The following is an 18,620-nucleotide window of genomic DNA, read 5'->3' as shown; positions in this document are numbered from 1 at the left end:
AACCCTATTCCATATTTTGAAAAAATTCCAGAAACGGCGCGCCGTATTTACGAAACTTCACTTCACCGACGCCCTTGATTTTCAGCATCTCCGCTTCCCGTGTCGGGCAAACGAGGCTCATTTCGCGCAGGGTCGCGTCATTAAAAATAATGTAGGAAGGCACCCGTTCCTTCTCCGCCAAATCCCGGCGGATCAGACGCAGCTGCTCGAAAACCGTCTCGTTGACGGCCGACGGGCCATCGTCGTAACCGGTACCGCGGCGGCGGGATCCGCCTGTCTTTTGGCCGTTCACCGCAGCCGGTTCCGGCGCGCGCATCATCACTTGGTGCTGCCCGCGGAGCACGTCGGCCGCCAGGGGCTGAAGCCGGACCACGGGGTACTGCCCTTCCGACAGCGCCAAATACCCCTCGGCGATGAACAGGTTGATCAGCTCGGAGATCTCCCGCTCCGTTTTGCGGCGCATCATGCCGTAGGTGGGCAATTTGTCAAACCCGTACTGCAGTACCTTTTTGTTCTGCGAACCTTTCAGCACCGACGACACGAGCGAGACGCCGAACCGCTCCCGCATCCGGTGGATGCAGGAGAAGACGATCTGCGCATCCACCGTCAGATCGACCAGCTCGCGCTCGTCCCGGCAGGAGCTGCAGATCCCGCAGGGCTTACGGTCATGGACTTCGCCAAAGTAATCGAGCATGGCAAAGCGCAGACAGCTGGTGGAATAGCAGTACTCCACCATCTGCTGAAGCTTGCGGTACTCGTTGCGTTTTCGGTCCTCGTCCTGCGGATTCTGCTCGATCAAAAACTTCTGCGTCATAATGTCCTGCGGACTAAACAGCAGAATGCACTCGCTCGGCTCGCCGTCCCGGCCGGCGCGGCCCGCTTCCTGGACATAAGCCTCCATGTTCTTCGGCATATTGTAATGAATGACCCACCGGACATTCGACTTGTCGATTCCCATGCCGAAGGCGTTGGTGGCGACCATGACCCGGATGTCGTCGTAGAGGAACGCCTCCTGGCTCTCCTCCCGTTCCCGGTCGGACAGGCCGGCGTGGTAGCGCCCGGCGGGAACGCCGTTCTCCCGCAGACGATTGTACAATTCGTCGACCTCCTTGCGGGTCGCCGCGTAAATGATGCCGGGCTGGTGCCCGTGGGTCTCCGCGTAATTCATAATGAATTCGCGCTTGTTCTCGCCGCGCAGCACCGACATGGCCAGATTGTCGCGGCCGAGCCCCGTCACGAACACGGACGGCTGGTCCAGCTTCAGCAGCCGGATCATATCGTCCATGACCTCTGGGGTCGCGGTCGCCGTGAAAGCGGCGAGAATCGGCCGCCGCGGCAGGCCGTTCACAAAAGGCGACACTGCGAGGTAGCTCGTCCGGAAGTCGTGGCCCCACTGCGAAACGCAGTGCGCCTCGTCAACGGCGACGCAGGAAATGGTCAGGGCGCTCATTTCCTCGCGGAACCAATCGAGCTCGAGCCGTTCCGGCGCCACGTACAACAGCTTCAACTCGCCGCGTTTGGCCGCGCGGATGCGGTCGTTCACCTCTTTGCCGGAAAGGGAACTGTTAATATAAGCGGCCGGGATCCCCATCGTTACCAGCGCGTCCACCTGATCCTTCATCAACGAAATGAGCGGAGACACCACCAGAGTCAGCCCCGGAAGCATCAACGCGGGGATCTGATAACAGATCGATTTCCCGCCCCCGGTCGGCATGATTCCCAGCGTATCGGACCCTTCCAGCACGCTGGCGACGATCTTTCGCTGTCCTTCGCGGAAATCGGGGTACCCGTAATATTTTTGCAGCAGTTGCTGCGCTTGTTCCAAACGTGAGGTTTGCGTATTCATAAAAATATACTCCTTGTATCCCTATAAAAAGGACAAATGTCTTCTATAGTTCAGTTTACCGGGCCGAGCTGCAATGGGCAACACACAAGCGAGCATCTGGCCTGGTAGTCCTTTACATCATACGCTCCGTTCCAGTCCATACTTACCATTATAACCCCATGCGCAAAAAAAGGGGGCGAGGTGGGCCCGCGGCAACCCGGGCGGGCAGGAGGAGCGCTGAAATCTAACGGTCGTAGTAGCCGCTATTTAACGAAAAAGCGGCTATGCCGCACTAGCGTTGCATTAACCCGCGAGGTCTAACGGCTGTAGCAGCCTCCCTTTGAAGCAGGGCATGTGAATAAGAGCCTTTTGCGCCTTATGCGGCGCTATTTTGGCGAATTAGGGTGGTCGGGGGGGGGAAATAGCCGACTTTTAGGCAATGACGTTGCATCAAACCTTCCTTGATGCTGCCCATTTGGGGCCATTCCGCCGCTTCGGCAAGCAACATGTCGAGCTTAGATCGTCGTCTCCCCCTCTAAACCATGCTAACGGTCGCCACAGCCGTTATTTGCCCTGTTTGCGCTGAATCCAAATTCTAACGGCTGCCACGGCCCCTATTTCATATAAGTATGGCTGTTTTGGTCGAAATGAAGGTAAATAACGGTCTACACGACCGTTAGAATCCCAATACTTGATTCAATCGCAACATAACGGCTCTCACGGCCGTTAGACTTCCTAACTGCATCAAGCTCCGTTGTAATGATGTGTCAGGGTTAATGCAATGCTAGTGCCTTTTGCGCCGCTATTTTGTCGAATTCGGCTCATCGGTTGGGAATAGCGGCCTTTTAAGGCACTATTGTTGGGAAAAAGCGTGCCAAGCCCTGATTTCGGAGGCCGCACCGCCCAATAAGGCCCTTTTTGACTGCTATGATTCCCGCGGAAATGAACCGGGCCGAAATAACGCCCCAAAAGACCGGACCGCTAATGCGAGCGACCAAGGGACATGAGAGGGCGCAGCTCCCGTCCGGGGCAGAAGGATTCAGCTCGCTGCCACACTGTTACTTAAGGAGGCGCATGCACCATGTCAGGTTTAATGCAACGCTAGTGGCTATGCCGAATTCTAACGGTCGCGAGTGCCGTTATTGGCGTGGATCGAGGCTAAAACGGCCATATATTTAGAAAATAAGGGCCATGGCAACCGTCACAATTTGAAATTGGCGTTTGGGGAGGATTTAGCGGCTGTAACGACCGTTAGCTAAGTTTTGGGGGTGCGGGGCGACGATCGTCTTGGATTCAACGCACGGATCAATAGCGTGGGCCTCACGCCTGATTGCTTGTACTCAACCCGGATCTCCGTGGTATAGTATAGTCGGATCAAAATAACGGATGGAGAAGCGTCTATTATATGAAAAATCAAAATCAAAAAAAAGGTCCTTCCAGGGACGAAAAGACATTTAAACATACAAAGAAACCCGGCTCCAAGGGGCCTGGTTCGGGAAAAGCGGGCTCCCGCGGCGCACAAGGCGATCACGGCCAAAAGCCGGGCCCCCGGGTGGCGAACCGGGAGTCCGCGGAGGAGCTCCGCGCCGGCGACCGGATCGTCGTCACCGTCAAACGGCTGGGCATCAACGGTGAAGGCGTCGGGTATTACCGGCGGAAAGCGGTATTCATCGAGGGCGCCCTGCCGGATGAGGTGATCAAGGCCGAAGTAACCCGGGTGGAGCCGAAGTTCATCACCGCCCAAGTCCGGGAGATCGAAAAGCGTTCCCCCTACCGTACAGATGCCCCTTGCCCGGTGTTCGGCATTTGCGGCGGCTGCCAGATTCAGCATCTCTCTTATGAAGGGCAGCTCAAGGGCAAAGAAGATCTCGTCCGCGAGGCTTTTTCGCGGTATGCGGGGATGGAGCAGGTGAAGATGAAGCCGATCCTCGGCATGGACCATCCGTGGGGATACCGCAACAAAGCCCAACTGCAGCTGGGGATGCAGGAGGAAGGCATGATCGCGGGGCTGTATGCCATGGATTCGCACCGCCTGATCGACATTACCGGCTGTCCGATTCAGCATCCGAAGGTCAACGAAGCGGTCGACCGGACGCGGAACGTACTGCAGCGGCTGAACATCCCGGTCTACCGGGAAAAAGGCGGCCAAGGCCTGGTGCGGACCCTCGTCGTCCGCTGGGGCTTCCAGTCCGGCCAGCTGCAGGTCACGCTGGTGACCGTAAGCGACAAGCTGCCGCAGCGCGAGCAGCTAATCAAGGAGCTCCGGCTGGCCATGCCGGAGCTGACCAGCATTGCGATGAACGTCAACCCGAAGAACACGTCGCTCGTGTTCGGCAACAAAACGTTCATCCTCTGGGGCGAGGACCATATCCAGGAATCGCTCGGCGACCTGGATTTCACTTTGTCGCCCCGCGCGTTCTTCCAGCTGAACCCGTTGCAGACGGTGAAGCTGTACGAGTCGGTGCGCGCGGCGGCCGGACTGACCGGCCGCGAGACCGTCGTCGACGCCTACTGCGGCACCGGTACGATCGGCCTCTGGCTCGCCCCGTACGCGCGCGAGGTGCGCGGGATCGAAGCCATCCCCGAGGCCGTCGCGGACGCCAAGGCGAACGCCGAACGGAACGGGCGCGATAACGTGGCCTTCTACGAAGGCCAGGCGGAAGAGCTTCTTCCGCGCTGGGTGAAGGCCGGCTTCTCGCCCGACATCATCGTCGCCGACCCGCCGCGCACCGGTCTCGATCCGCGCTTTCTCGAGGCCGTGCTCCGCACGAAGCCGAAGCGTTTCGTGTATGTCTCCTGCAATCCGTCCACGCTGGCCAAGGATTGCAAGGTGCTGACGGATGGCGGCTACAGGATCGAATGGGTGCAGCCGGTGGATATGTTTCCGCAGACGAGCCATGTGGAATCTGTGGCTTTACTGGTGAGAGAAGTGTAAGCCCCAAATAAACCCATGTTATTCATAATAAACTCGTGCTAAAAATTGTATAAATACGTGATAAAATCCGGGAATGGATAAATGGGAAAACCCGAGCCATCAAGCCGTTCCCCTGTTTTTGTATCAAGACATTATCAAGACATTATTAAGACTATAGCAAAGTTTTGATAGACAACTACCTATGGAAGATGACACCTCAATAATTGGAGGATATATGTTAAAAGAAAATATTTTAATAGATGATATTCCTGCTATTTTGTGGGGAAACGACAGCACGGAAATATTTATTGCTGTACATGGCAATATGTCTTCAAAATCAGATATTCCGATTCGTATTCTAGCCGAAAAAGTTGTTCCATTGGGCTATCAAGTGCTCAGTTTTGATTTGCCTGAACACGGCGAGAAAAAATAGTTCTAAGCTTTGTAAAGTGCAAAACTGCGTTTCTGAAATATCTACACCTATTGGTCAAATCCTATATTGGGATTATTACCAGTATGTTATCAAAAATCCAATTATAAAATGGGATTTTCCAACTTCAATTTTATATGGAAAAAAAGACGAACTGTGTGAGTATGATGTCTTATCCACATTTATCACAAAATTTAATTGCAATCTTGCTGTTTCAAATGCTTCCGAGCATTATTTTCACACAGAAGAAGATTTGACTATTTATGAAAAATGGCTCGAAAAGAATATCTTTTGATAAGAGCACGCTTAGATAGTAGATAATCTGAAATCAAGTTTTTTATCAGCCGCCCCGAAAGTGAGCAAATGCCATTCCTTTGGACAGTTAAATCGGAGATTGAGAAGTTCGACACCAAACCTAGCGTCACCACAACCCGAATCTAAGACTTTCTTTCCTGAAACATCACCAAGGAGTTCCCATATTACAGGCTTCTCCAAAGTATCATTTGCGTTCTCTTGTCCTTCCCACCGCTCCATATAATTTTCAAAGTTGTTGTCGTTATCTTAAAATTCAGAACCGTAGTAACTCATGTTACCTAACTATGCACGCTTTGCGTTACTATAATAGATGGGATTGCTTTGCAGGAACCGGTAATCTTGTTATAAAGACTGCTGAACGCCTTGGAACGGAACTGTCTCTAGACCAACTAACAAAAGGAGAAGTAAGGGAATGAATCACTGGACATCGGAGCGGGTTGATGAAATCCTGCGGGAACACCGTGAAAAATTTAACTCCGGGTACACCCGGAGCGTGAACTTCCGGCTGGAGCAGCTTGGGAAGTTGGCGGATGCGATCCGACGGAATGAGCAACAGTTACTGTCTGCGTTGTATCAAGATTTGCACAAAAGTGAATTTGAAGCCTATTCAACCGAAATCGGCTATACGCTGGACAGCATCCGATATATGATAAAACACTTGAAAACGTGGATGAAGCCGCGAAAAGTCAAAACACCGTTCTATCATGTCTTTTCGAAAAGCTATATTTATAAGGAACCCTATGGGACTGTTCTGATCATCGGCCCTTTTAATTATCCGTTCCAATTGCTGATCGAGCCTCTTATCGGTGCCATTGCCGCGGGGAATAGCGTAATCCTGAAGCCTTCCGAGAATACTCCCGCCGTTGCCGCCGCCGTCAAGAAGCTGATCCGCGAAACTTTCGATGAGACCTACATTCGTGTGATTGAGGGAGAAAAGGAAACCACCTCGGCGCTGATTCACGCTCCCTTCGACTACATCTTTTTCACCGGAAGCGTACCCGTCGGAAAAATCGTTATGCAGGCCGCGGCCCAAAACCTCGTTCCCGTCACGCTAGAGCTAGGGGGAAAAAGCCCTGTCATTGTGGACCAGACCGCGAACATCGAAATCGCGGCCAACCGGATTATTTGGGGGAAGATGATGAACGCGGGTCAAACGTGTATCGCCCCGGATTATGTTCTTGCGCATGAGGATATTCAAGAGCAATTAATTGAAAAGATGACAGCTGCCCTTACCCATTTTTTTGGACCGGATGCCAGACAAAGCAGGGACTACGGCCGAATCGTGAATGAACGCCAATTTGACAGATTAGCCTCCATCCTGGAAACAGATCAAGCGAACATTCGATTTGGCGGCGGGAAGTCCCGGGAGGAGCTTTACATCGAGCCAACGTTGCTTGCCGCGACTTCCTGGTCGGACGCGGCCATGTTGGATGAAATTTTCGGCCCGATCTTACCGATTATGGGCTTCCGGCAGTTGGAACAAGCGATCGAGACGGTAAACAGCCGTCCCAAACCGTTAGCGCTGTACTTGTTTACCGAACGGCAGCACGTCGAAGAAGAAGTGCTTCACCGCGTATCTTTCGGCGGAGGTTGTGTGAATGATACGATCAGCCACGTTGCCAATCACCACCTGCCCTTTGGAGGAGTAGGCCACGCCGGGATTGGCGCATACCATGGGAAATACAGTTTCGACCTGTTCTCCCATACCAAAAGTGTTATGAGCAAGAGCACAAAACTGAATATAAACTTCTTATTTCCTCCATATGGAGACAAGGTAAAGTGGGTCAGGAAAATTTTGCGGTAGGCCCGGATTCCTTTTCTCTAAACTTTCGCTTGTATGCTGCAAAATCCCATTTTTTCAGAAATTGCTCTGCCGCTACCCTGCCTGATACAAGCAAAGTTTCTTTGTCTTCTTCCGATAGATCAAATTCCGTGGTTGTGACCGACCCGGTTGGAATAAACACGCTCCGTTCCTCCGAATGTTCATCGACATGCCGTTGATCATGGGCTTGCAGCATCGTTTTGAATACGCCTTTAAACAAGCTGAGCGGCCCTTTGATATCCCTCTCATGCGCATAGGTTCGTTTCGCCGATAACCGGAACCCGAACGTAGGCCATCTGGGGATTCCGGCCACATCAAACAACCAGATGGGATAGTTGCTAAGCAGACCGCCATCCAGCATGTAATACGGCTTTTTATAGAGCGGCGTCTTCCAGAGATAGGGTTGGAAAAAGAACGGTAACGTTGTGCTCATCCGAACTGCCGACGCAATGGAAAACCGGGATGGCGATAGCCCGTAGTCAGGCAAATCGTCCGGGAATACCACCATTTTGCCGTTGCTGATATTGGAAGCGATGATGGATAATTTTCCGGGCGGCAAATCCCCGAAGTACTTGATTCCCTTATCTTCCAGCCATTTTTCCATAACCCCTTCCAGCACATGATTGCTGTAGACCCCCGACTTCGTGATCAAAGGGACGGTTTTATTAAAAAACGGCAGCCTATTCATCCAGGAGCGTCCAAGAAGTTGGTTGTAATCCAGCGAACTCATAAGCTTCTTGATTTCCGAACTGTGGTAACCGCACGCCAGCAGCGCCGCGACAATGGATCCCGCGGATGTTCCGGCGAGCCTTTTCCAATTGTATCCTTGGGATTCCATGACCTCTATAGCGCCTACAAAAGCGATTCCCTTAACTCCCCCGCCTTCAAACACTGCGTCCGCTTCCAAATACAGCACCCTCCTTGGGATTGTAATGTTCCGATTATTGTTATTATTGTGCTGGTTTATGTAAAATATATCGGGGCGCGGACAAGTATCACCAGCGTGGTGACTTACCATATGTTTATTCGCAGAAAAAAAGCCTGCAGATTGGCAGGAATAGCAGAAGGCAGGACCACCACTCCCCGGCGGTCCTGCCTTTTTTCTTATTTTGGCCGCTGCTCCAGTCTTTCAATCAGATTGAGCAGCATTTGCGCACTCTCGGCACGGGTACCGTTCGCGGACGGATGGAATTGCCCTTGTTCCCGCCCTTTCATCAGACCCAGCCCGCTGGCTTGGTCCGCGGCGGTGCGAGCCCAGGCCGGTGAGCCGCCCAAGTCGGAGAATGGGCTTACCGACGCTGCGGATATCGCGCCGTCTCCCGCCGCCTTGGCGTAAGCACGTACCAGCATCACCGCCATTTCCTGACGGGTGATGGCCCGATCCGGATGGAACTCCGCCTCGCCCGTTCCTTGAATCAGCCCAGCCTGGCTAGCCAGCGCCAAAGCCTCGGCGTACCAGCTTCCCGCTTCAACATCGGCGAAGGCAGGTGCAGCAGTCTGGCCGTCCTCAAGCCCCAAGGCCCGGACGAGCATGGCCGTAAATTCGGCCCGGGTGACCTGTCTGTCCGGTTCAAACCGGTCGGCAGACACGCCTTCCACGAGCAGTCTGGCCGCGAGTTTTTTCACGGTCCGCTCCGCCCAATGGCTTGAAGACAGATCGGAAAAAGATTTGTCGTATTTCACTACGGCCAGCGTTCCGAATTGATGAATTTCGGCCGTAATTCGGTCACCCTCCCATTTCCCGCCTGCGTACTGCAAGGCCCCGTCTTCGCCGGTCAGATATATGCCGATTAAATCGCGATCCTCCTCCGCAGCTACAGGGAAGGAAACCTTTATGGGTTGGGTCAGTGCGCCATTTGAAGCAATCGTCCGATTCGCTGAATCTTTCAGCTCCATCGACAATGTCAACACCGCGCCGACCGCCGAGAGAGTTGCCCCCGAACGGGTACTTGCGCTGTCCAGCCAATTCCGTGCATCCCCCGCCGGTTCCGCCGACAGGATGATCGAAGAACCTGCCGCCGTACCCGCCGGCCGTTGAGCCGCAAGCTGGCCGAGTACGGCTGCCGGAATCTCCAGTTGCATCTCCTCCGACCGGATCCGCAGCGGCGCCTCTTTGAGCAGTTCGGCGGCGTTGCCCGGCAGAACAACCTTCCGGAGTTCTCCCTTCGTATCTACCGATACGGCTCCGTCAGCCCCGCGGTTAAGCAGTTGTTTCTCGCCAATGACAAGCTCGCCCGGCGTTTGAACCGTTGCTGGCGGTGTAACCGGTTGTGGCGTTGTATCTACCGAGTCCGAATCATCGGAATCCCGGTCCGGATCCGGGGTCGGATTCGGGTTCGGTGTCGGAGTCACACCCGTGGTGACGGTCAGTTCATACGCGTCCGACCAGTTCTGATACACCGCGCTGATCACGGAGATTCCCTCGCCCACGGCCCGCAGCGTGCCTGCGGAGTCGATCGTTGCCACGGAACTGTTCGAGGTGTTGTAAATAACTCCTTCCGGCAAAGAAAAGCGTGAGCCGTCGCTGTAAACCGCCTCGGTCACAGCCCTGCCGGTTTCTCCCAGCTTGAGATCCTTCGGCCCGCGAAGGGCCACTCCGCTCATCGTTGGCGCATCCAAAGTAACCTTCAGATTATAGGAATCGGTCAAACCTTCATAAGTGGCGGAAATCACCGTCATCCCTTCCGCCAGCGCCGTAATCGTTCCGTCTGCGTCGATAGAAGCAATCGACTCTTCGCTGCTGGTATACGCGATACCTTCATTGAGAATCATCCGCGCTCCCGAAGAGGATACGCCTTCTACCACGGGTTGATCGCTTTCTCCCGGAGCAAGCTGCAGCTTTCCTTGGATTTCAATCGATTGAAGCGATGGCGCTGTCTTATCCAAGGTCAACACATCAATTGCCGTACCGTCCAACGTCTTGGCCGTAACGGTAATCGTGTCGCCGTGAATCTCGACGCCCGTAAAGATATGTTTGTCCTCGTCGTAAATTTTTTCCTGCCAGAACCGCTCCGTCAACGAGTAAAACTTCGGCCCGGAGGAACCGCCGATAACATATCTGGTTCCCTGGCCTACCGGAACGATTTCGCCGTTTTTCATCGGGAAGCTGCGCATGTAAATATGATCATGCCCATTCAACACCAGATCCACTTGATGTTTGTCGAAAACCGGCACCCACATCTTTTGCACCCGTTCATTGGCATAGATGCTTCCGTAAGGACCCTGGTGAAAGAACAACACCTTCCATTTGCGGTCCGTACCCGCCAGATCCTTGTCCAGCCAGCGGGCCTGCTCTTCGAAGCTTTCGGCCGATCCTTCCGTATTCAGGACAACGAAGTGTGTGTTGTTGATATCGAACGAGAAGCTCGATCCCCGCGTCCCGGCCGGTCCATTCTGCGGATTATGGAACTGGGCGAGATAGTCGCCGTTGCCATTGTTCCCCATCACCTCGTGATTGCCGATAACCGGAACGAGGGTCGTCTGCATCAACTCCTGACGGGCCGCCTCAAACCACCAGTCCCACTGCTCCTGTTCGAAGCCTTTGTCGACCATATCACCGGCATGCACCAGCAAGTCGGCATCCGGCATATCCTCCACCGCTTTGCCCAGCGTGTTCCCCCATTGGTCAAAACCGGCTTTATCCCCGGCCTGTGAATCGCCGATGAAGAGGAACTTCACAGTTTCTCCCGTCAGGCCACTGGTGCGGAACATCCCCGCCGAACTCATATTTGCTTCGCCGTCCCCGACGCGATACACATACTCGGTATCCGGCTCCAGTCCCTGGACTTCCGCCTTGTGCACGCGGAGTGTGCCGTCGTTGTTCGTATTATACAGGGTGCTGCCGCCATGAATACGGGTTACGTTCCCTGCCGAGAAATCGGTAAATTCCGAGCGTTTCACCCACTCTACCACCGTATCCGCCGTAGCCGGGTCCGTATGCCAGGTGAACTGCCGCGACGTCGCGGCGTCCGAACCCATCGTAACGTTGATGTTACGCGGTACCGCCGAACCCGCATGATCGGCCACCTTGAAAATCATCAGCGGACTGTAGTTGTCCCCTTTTACCGCCTGAATGTGGAAAGTCCCCGGGTTTTGCGTAACCTTGTCCGTCTTGACGACACCGGCCGCATCCGCGACCGCATCAGGTACTTCCACCCCGTTCAGAAGCAGCCTTGCACCTCCCGCGGCGGCTCCATTCGCCTCCCTCACCGTAAAAGAAGCCTCGTACCCCTTGGCAACTTCATAAGTGTTCCATGTCAGACCAAGCTCCGCCTGCACGGCAGCCTCCACGTCCGCGCTTAAATAAGTAACCGGCTGCCCCGATCCCTTGGTGGAAGTGACCGAGCCTTCATGGAAGCCGATCTTCAGCAGCTTGGCCAGTTGTCCGGCTGCTTCCTCGAGCGTATGGGGGCCGACGTAATCGCCCCTTACGGTGTAGCGGATTTGACCGATAAGGTCCTGGTCTCCCAGCTTCGCTTCATGGAGATTATGCAGCTCCAGTTTGACGATGCCCTGGTCGTCCACGGTCGAGTTCAATTGTCCATCGCTTACTTTTCCGCCGCGCACGACTGCCAGATTCGATACAGCCGCCGGGTCAAACTTGAAAGCGACATGCCCCTCCTTCAACTCCGCGGCCCTTTCCGCATAAATATCCAGCGTATAGGTTTTGCCCGCGTACAACGTATCGGGAGTATCGTATACATAGAACGGAGAACCCAGGTTTACGGTAAAATACCACTCCTTGATGCTCTGGTTTCCGCTCAAATCGCGGACGGCTACCTTAACCTTATGCCTTCCTTCCGCTAGCGGTGTTTTCGGTTGATAGGAAATCTGCCCTTTCGGCGGATAGAACCCGTACTCCACTTGCTGATCGTCCACATAGACGCGGATCGTCGCCGGGTCGATCAACGTAGTGCCCGGGTGCTTTAGGGGATCATAGCCCGCATCTTCCGCGGTAACGGAAATGTTCGGGGTCCCCGTCTTCACCACTTCATTGTCCCCGGGGTAGCTTTGTTTGAAAACCGGAGGCGTCCGGTCTTCTTCCAAAGGTCCGTAGATCGCCCGAATGTCGTCGATATACAGCGCACCCGCGGTTTTGTTGGTATTTTTGGTTTCCATATATCTGACCGGCAGATCCATCGTCAACGATGCGGCCTTACCTTTTGGCACTACCGCCTCGACATATTTCCATCCGGTCCAATCGACGCCCGTAGTTTGATCGGTAAAATCCAGCGGGATCGCGGCCTTGTTTCCGTCCCGAAGCTGGCCGCGCAGCCAATGCTTCTGCCCGTCGCCATAGACCCACATGCCGATTTTTTCCGGGTACCCGGGAATCTGAATGTGCTGCTCCGTGGAGGCTGCGGTCAAATAGGCCCCCGAGGTGCCTGTCGTACCTGTAAAATCATACTCCAGCTTAGTCGCTCTGCTCCCTCCGCGCACATAATCCAGATCGGTCACTTCGGAAATGGAGGCGGAGTTAGCCTTCACGGAAGTCGCCGTGTAGTTTCCGAGGCCATTCTCAAAATCCTCCAGCATAACCGGAGGCAGCCCGACATTGACTTCGAAGGAGGCCTCTACATCCTTATAGGCGGCATATATCTTACCGTGCGCACCGTTCTCATTTGTCGCCGTAAAGACGCCGTGCTCATCGACAGTGCCAATATTCCCCTCGACCCGCCATACGAAGTTCTCGTTGCTGGCCTGAATCGTTTGACCGTTACGCAGTGCTTTTACGGATAAAACGACCTTTTCGCCGTTCGTATACGTTTTGATCGTATCCGGAAATTCCAGGCGGGTCAGTTGGTCCACCACTTCGATTTCCGCGCTGCCTGCAGCCAATCCGGCTGCTGCCTGAACGCGTCCGGTTCCGGCGGCCGGCCCCGCTGTAAACAGGCCGTTTGTATCAATGCTGCCAAGTCCCGGATCGGCCTGCCAGAACACCTGCTCTCCAACAGGAGCGGGATGGCCGTTGGCATCTACACCGGCCGCCCGGAAGCTGACCGAAGCTCCCGCTAGAATTCGTTCCGCATTGGGCTGAACCGCCAGGCTTGCGGCGGTGGACAGCTCGGGAGCCGTATTAACCAGCAGCAGGCCGTTCCCGATTTTACGCTCATAACCGTCGGAACCCCGGTTCATCATCTTGACGTCCGACGTGCCCGGCATCCGGGCCACCAACGTGGAAGAACCGCCGCCGTCCAGATTCATGGCGTTAACGATGCCCATGGACTGCATGGCCGCGGCCAGTTCCTCGGTTTCCATGCCTTCGCTGAACCCGGGCGCGCGCCCGTCAACTTCAAAAAGTACAACGCTGCCGTCGGCCTTTGTGCCGATCGCTGTTCTCGGGTGTACGCCGGCAGGACCCACTCCGCTTCGAACGACGCCTTCCTCCACCAGCGGCCCTTGTCCGCTGATAATGAGCTCCGCCTCATTCCATGCTCCGTCGAGCGCGAAGCCCGCGGTCAACTCCTCCCCTACTTTCAGTTCCTGGGTCACCGTGCGGAAATCCCCGGACGACGACAGCACCACTTGTCCTTCCTTCAGCGGTGTATCTCCCTGGTTTAGCCGGACTTCGGCTACCTTCAGCTTCAGGGTTTGTCCGCTCTTAACGTCGCCTTCCAAGATATCCAATACAAACTCATCACCTGTAGCCGGTGTTTTCGTGGAACCCGCATAATCCGGCGTAAACAGAACGAGTTGATTCTCGCTCCGATAACGGTTAATGCTGGTCAAATTCGTTTTTTGCCCGCCGATCGCCACGGTTTTCTCCAGAACCGGCTTTCCGTATAACGAGCGTCCTTCATCCGTAAGCCCAAACGCGTAGGAAGAGCCGCCGCTGTTTAGAATGATGCCGTCATCCACAAACAGACCATTCGGCACACCGGTAGCCATCCCGGAAATTTCATAAAAATCGCCGTTGATCCCCGCAACGACCCGGTTTCCCGGTTTGTCCGCATAAGCGGCCATCTCCGTGAGGGGCTTCATCCCGTACACTTTGCCGTCTTTTGTACCGGCTTGCAGTTCCAGACCGGGATGGGCCGGATTAAACTCGACGGCGTGGATTTTCTGCCGGCCGCGGTCATCCTGGATGTCCATCCAGGTGTAAACGGCTTCCGGCGCAAGCTCCGCCCGCCTTGTATCGATAAGCTGACCGTAACCGGCCGCCTGCGGCTCACCGAAAGCCGCATTGGCGCCGCTTAACGGCTGCAGTTGTGATAGCAGTAGAAAAAATACAAAAACTGCGTTGATCTGTCGCCTAAACCTTCTCATTTTGTCCGATATCCTCCCTGTCGGTTTTTCCGCCCCTAATCAACTCAGGGACGATGACATAAAGAACATCTTACTTGTAAAACGTAAATAAGAGATTAAATAGAGTGGCAGACTTTGTTAAGAGATTTCCGGCTCGATTCCCCCTCTCTGTTGAAAGTCTAACGGCTGTGATAGCCGCTATTCCGAGATCCATCGCCTTTACTGAAATCTAACGGTCATGAGCGCCGTTATTTAGCTTAATGACGACCGAATCGCCTGGTTTTTAACGAAATAGAGGCTGCTGCGTCCGTTAGATTTGGAAATCAAAGTTTTCTCGCTAAATAGCGGCTATGGCTTCCGTTAGAAGTTTTCAGCCGAATTGTGTATTGACTCTCACATTATGAGAGGGTCTATGATAAATTACGATCCGGATCAACGAAATATGAGGAGGCCCTATGTTTAAAATCGGTGATTTTTCCAAACTGGTCAGAGTCTCGGTGAGAATGCTGCGGCATTACGACGAAATCGGTCTTCTAAAGCCGGGATCGACGGATGCGGTTACGGGATACCGTTATTACTCGGTCGAGCAGATTCCCCGGGCCAACCGGATACAGGTGTTGAAGGAAATGGGATTCTCCCTCGCGGAAATTTCCGGCTTAATGCACCAGGATCTGAATGCCGGGCAATTGCTCAGCCTGTTGGAAAACCGAAAACGCCAAATTACGGAAGTCATCGAGAGCGAACACACGAAGCTGCGGCGCGTCGAGTTTCTGATCAACCAAATCAACAAGGAGGATATGTATATGAATTATGAAGTTACTGTCAAACAGATTCCCGCATATAAAGTCCTTGCGCTAAGAGACACCCTCCCCGCTTATAACGCAGAGGGAACGTTATGGAACGAGCTGGGCGAGTTTGTTCAGGAGCATCATATTAAGGTGGCCGCCCCATGCTACGCGGTATATTACGATGAGGGGTATAAAGAACGGGATGTCGATGTGGAAGTCACGATGTGCTTTCAAGGCCAAGCGGCCGAATCGGACCGCATTAAGATAAGAGAGCTCGAGCCCGTATCCGAAATGGCTTGCATCCTTCATCACGGCCCTTTCGAGCAAATGTCGGCGGCATATCATGCCTTGGGCGTATGGCTGGACTCCAACGGTTACCGCTGGAGCGGTCCGCATCGGGCTATTTACCACAAAGGGCCGTGGACCGGAGAGGATCCTGCCGGCTATCTGACCGAGATCCAAGCACCGGTGACAAAAAAATAATACTCCCTTTCTGCGGGAACCTAAGGTCTGGATCGTTTTCCAGGCCTTTTTCCTTCGGTAAAGAACGATTCTAACCAAAGTAGGGATATGGATAACCGCCGAAGCGCCCTATAATGGATAAAAACGCATCCAAAGAGATGGGGGAACTATTGGAATGGCGATCCGATTTCAAGGTTACAACAAAACAGCGGGGATTTCCGAAGATTATTATAAAGTAAGGGCTCTTTTGGTTGCCCTGGGGCTGGGTGAGTTCACCTATGCCAGATGGGACTGGATGGCCACGCATACATCTCTGGATAAAAACGCGGTGGGCAAGATTGGCCTATGGGAGGACCAAGGCAGGCTCGTAGGCGTAGCGACTTTCGACGGCCAATTGGGAACCGCTTATTGCATGGCCATGCCGGCCTATGCCCATTTGAAGAAAGACATGCTGCAATATGCGGAGCAACACCTTTCCAGGCAAGGGGAATTTTCCATTGCCATCGCGGATACCGACACGGATTTTCAGGACATCGCCGCGGCTCTCGGCTATACCGCCTCGGAACATCGAGAAGCCGACTCCGTTTTTTACCCGGAAAAAACACCCTACCCCTATGAACTACCCGAAGGATTCTCAATTACGAGTATGGAGGAATGTCCGGACCTTTATCAATACGGACGCGTCTTGTGGAAAGGCTTCAATCACGAGGCAAACGGGGAGGGCGAATTCCGGTTTGCGCCGGAAACCGAGCAGGCTTTACGCACGGAAATGCTGAGACCGCATGTGAATCTGAGCCTGAAAGTGGCGGCTGTCGCTCCGGACGGGAACTTCGCCGCTTACTGCGGCATGTGGTACGACCCGCTGGCGGGATATGCCGTCGTCGAGCCCGTCGCAACCGATCCCGAATATCGAAACAGGGGGCTGGGGAAGGCCGTCGTGTTGGAAGGCATCCGCCGGGTTCACCGGCTCGGGGCCAAAAAAGCGGTCGTGGGTTCCTCGCAGCCGTTTTACTACAGAATCGGCTTTCGGCCTTATGCTTCGGCCACCTTATGGAAAAAGAAATAGAAGGTGTCCCAAAAGGTTATTTATGCCCTAGGGAAACCCTTACGCTTTATTACCGGGAAAACCTCCCGTTAATTTCCCGCTTTTTGCCTATGGATCAAATTTAGCAGGAAATTCTCCATCTATTTCGCGGCCAGGCCGCCGATATCCGCCATTTCTGACGAATTAGCGGGAGATTTTCCTGGTAATTCATCTCTGCCGCCGCATAGGCACCAAATTAACGGGCAGAATTCCCGGTAATTTTTCACCAAAAGAATGAGCTGGAGGCAGCTATCATTTGCTTAAGAAAGCTGCAACAGTACCGTCTCTCCTCCTTCGCCGCCCTGAAGCCAACGGACTCGTACAGGGAAAGCGCGGAAGCAAGCGCAATATACGTTTTCCCAATTGTCCTCATCGCCGACCCACTAAAAGACGGCATCCTTGTTCTTCTCCATTACGGCTTGGTACAGCTCGCCGAGCAAGGGCATATCTTCATTTTGAAACGGACGAAACTCCTCTATATCAGAAAATGACTTGCCATACAAAAAGAGCCGGACAGGAATGCCCCTGACCGGCTGCTGTATTCACAATATTAGAGATTTGGCGAAACGAGGATTTTAACCTGATTTTTCTCTTTCAGCAAGGCTTCAAAGCCCTGCTCCACAATCTCGTTCAGTCCGATCCGTTTGGTGACCAGCTTCTCGGCAGAGAAGTAGCCTTGATTCATCAGGCTGATTACAGCGGGGAAAACATCACGGTAGCCGATAATTCCGGCAATGTTGCGTTCCTGCATAACAATCCGGTTCGGATGAATAGGGGCTTCCTTCTCGAAGATGCTGACGATCATGATCTGGCCGCTCAGCTTCGTGGACTCAATGGCTTGAGTCAGCACGACCGGTACGCCGGTTACCTCAAAGGCAACATCCGCTCCGCCATCCGTCAAACGGTGAATTTCTTTGACAACATCCACATCCGCCGGGTTCAAACCGATGGCTCCCAGTTCTTCCGCTTTATTTCTGCGTTCTGCCGACAGCTCCACCGCATAGATTTCCGCTGCGCCGGAAGCTTTGAGGGCTTCGATGACAAGCAAGCCGATCGGGCCCGCGCCGAACACTACCGCACGGTCGCCGACTTTGAACTGGCTTTGGCGAACGGCGTACAGCGCAACGGCGGAAGGCTCCACAAGAGCGCCCTGCTCGAAGGATACGCTGTCCGGGATTTTATGAACCATATGCTCGTCCGCAGCGACATATTCGGAGAAACCGCCGCCGCCTCCGGCCAGTCCGAGGAAGCCCATTTGCTCGCACAGATTATATTTGCCCTGTCTGCAAGCCGTACATTTGCCGCAGGCAAAAATCGGCTCCACCACAACACGGTCGCCCGCCTTAAACTTCGTCACGCCCTCGCCGACTTCAACAACCTGTCCGGAAAATTCATGACCCATGACAACAGGCGCCTTCTCATTTGTGAGCGGGTGCGGACTGTTTTGTGAAATGAAAATCGGACCGGCCGCATACTCGTGCAAATCGCTGCCGCAAATACCGCACCATTCCACTTTTATTTTAACTTTCCCTTTAAGGGCAGTCGGTTCTTCAATGTTGTCAACCCGCAGGTCTTTTACTCCGTGCCATCTCAATGCCTTCATAAAGCTCATCTCCCTGTCTTAAACGAAAAAAATGAAAAAGCCACAAATTCAAAAGCTTAAAGAGTTAAAATATAAAATAATTCGGGAAACGTTTCCGATGTATATATTGTCACATATCTGACATATTGTCAA

At 53.7% G+C, this 18,620-nt stretch carries 8 protein-coding genes and 2 pseudogenes; 5 read left to right on the top strand and 5 right to left on the bottom strand.

Features of this window, described 5'->3' with window-relative positions:
- Window positions 1–4: 4 nt before the first annotated feature.
- A complete protein-coding gene (gene recQ / locus V4U88_RS13520) occupies window positions 5–1,846 on the bottom strand; it encodes a DNA helicase RecQ (protein WP_334073774.1) in 1,842 nt (613 codons plus the stop codon).
- Window positions 1,847–3,230: 1,384 nt separating this feature from the next.
- Between recQ and rlmD the strand changes: the two genes are divergently transcribed.
- Window positions 3,231–4,760: a 23S rRNA (uracil(1939)-C(5))-methyltransferase RlmD gene (rlmD, locus tag V4U88_RS13515; RefSeq protein ID WP_334073773.1), complete on the top strand. Its 1,530-nt coding sequence runs from the start codon at window positions 3,231–3,233 to the stop codon at window positions 4,758–4,760.
- A 214-nt stretch (window positions 4,761–4,974) separates the two neighbouring features.
- A pseudogene (locus V4U88_RS13510) lies at window positions 4,975–5,464 on the top strand (hypothetical protein).
- Window positions 5,465–5,475: 11 nt separating this feature from the next.
- Here the strand turns inward: V4U88_RS13510 and V4U88_RS13505 are convergent.
- Window positions 5,476–5,703 (bottom strand): hypothetical protein, encoded by a 228-nt coding sequence (locus tag V4U88_RS13505; RefSeq protein WP_334073772.1) that lies wholly within the window; start codon window positions 5,701–5,703, stop codon window positions 5,476–5,478.
- Between the two features lie 169 nt (window positions 5,704–5,872).
- Between V4U88_RS13505 and V4U88_RS13500 the strand changes: the two are divergent.
- A pseudogene (locus V4U88_RS13500) lies at window positions 5,873–7,288 on the top strand (aldehyde dehydrogenase); the annotation flags it as partial.
- On the opposite strand, the gene V4U88_RS13495 reads toward V4U88_RS13500, so the two are convergent.
- Both V4U88_RS13495 and V4U88_RS13490 read right to left on the bottom strand, forming a co-directional pair.
- The gene (locus V4U88_RS13495) at window positions 7,269–8,213 is read right to left on the bottom strand and encodes a patatin-like phospholipase family protein (RefSeq protein ID WP_416367218.1); all 945 of its coding nucleotides are present in this window, start codon (window positions 8,211–8,213) and stop codon (window positions 7,269–7,271) included. The pseudogene V4U88_RS13500 and the gene V4U88_RS13495 sit on opposite strands and share 20 nt — an antisense overlap.
- A 197-nt stretch (window positions 8,214–8,410) precedes the next feature.
- A complete protein-coding gene (locus V4U88_RS13490; protein WP_334073770.1) occupies window positions 8,411–14,572 on the bottom strand; it encodes an S-layer homology domain-containing protein in 6,162 nt (2,053 codons plus the stop codon).
- Between the two features lie 434 nt (window positions 14,573–15,006).
- On the opposite strand from V4U88_RS13490, the gene V4U88_RS13485 reads away from it, so the two are divergent.
- Complete coding sequence (locus tag V4U88_RS13485) at window positions 15,007–15,822, top strand: MerR family transcriptional regulator (protein WP_334073769.1); 816 nt, start codon at window positions 15,007–15,009, stop codon at window positions 15,820–15,822.
- Window positions 15,823–15,976: 154 nt separating this feature from the next.
- Window positions 15,977–16,867, top strand: coding sequence for a GNAT family N-acetyltransferase (locus tag V4U88_RS13480; protein ID WP_334073768.1), 891 nt, complete (start codon window positions 15,977–15,979; stop codon window positions 16,865–16,867).
- A gap of 568 nt (window positions 16,868–17,435) precedes the next feature.
- Here the strand turns inward: V4U88_RS13480 and V4U88_RS13475 are convergent.
- The gene (locus V4U88_RS13475) at window positions 17,436–18,488 is read right to left on the bottom strand and encodes a 2,3-butanediol dehydrogenase (RefSeq protein WP_334073767.1); all 1,053 of its coding nucleotides are present in this window, start codon (window positions 18,486–18,488) and stop codon (window positions 17,436–17,438) included.
- Window positions 18,489–18,620 lie beyond the last annotated feature (132 nt).

It is taken from the genome of Paenibacillus sp. A14, assembly GCF_036864815.1.
Classification (GTDB): Bacteria; Bacillota; Bacilli; order Paenibacillales; family Paenibacillaceae; genus Fontibacillus; species Fontibacillus sanfengchensis.
The sequence above is the reverse complement of the archived record's forward strand: the minus strand, read 5'-3'. Positions and strand labels throughout refer to the sequence as shown.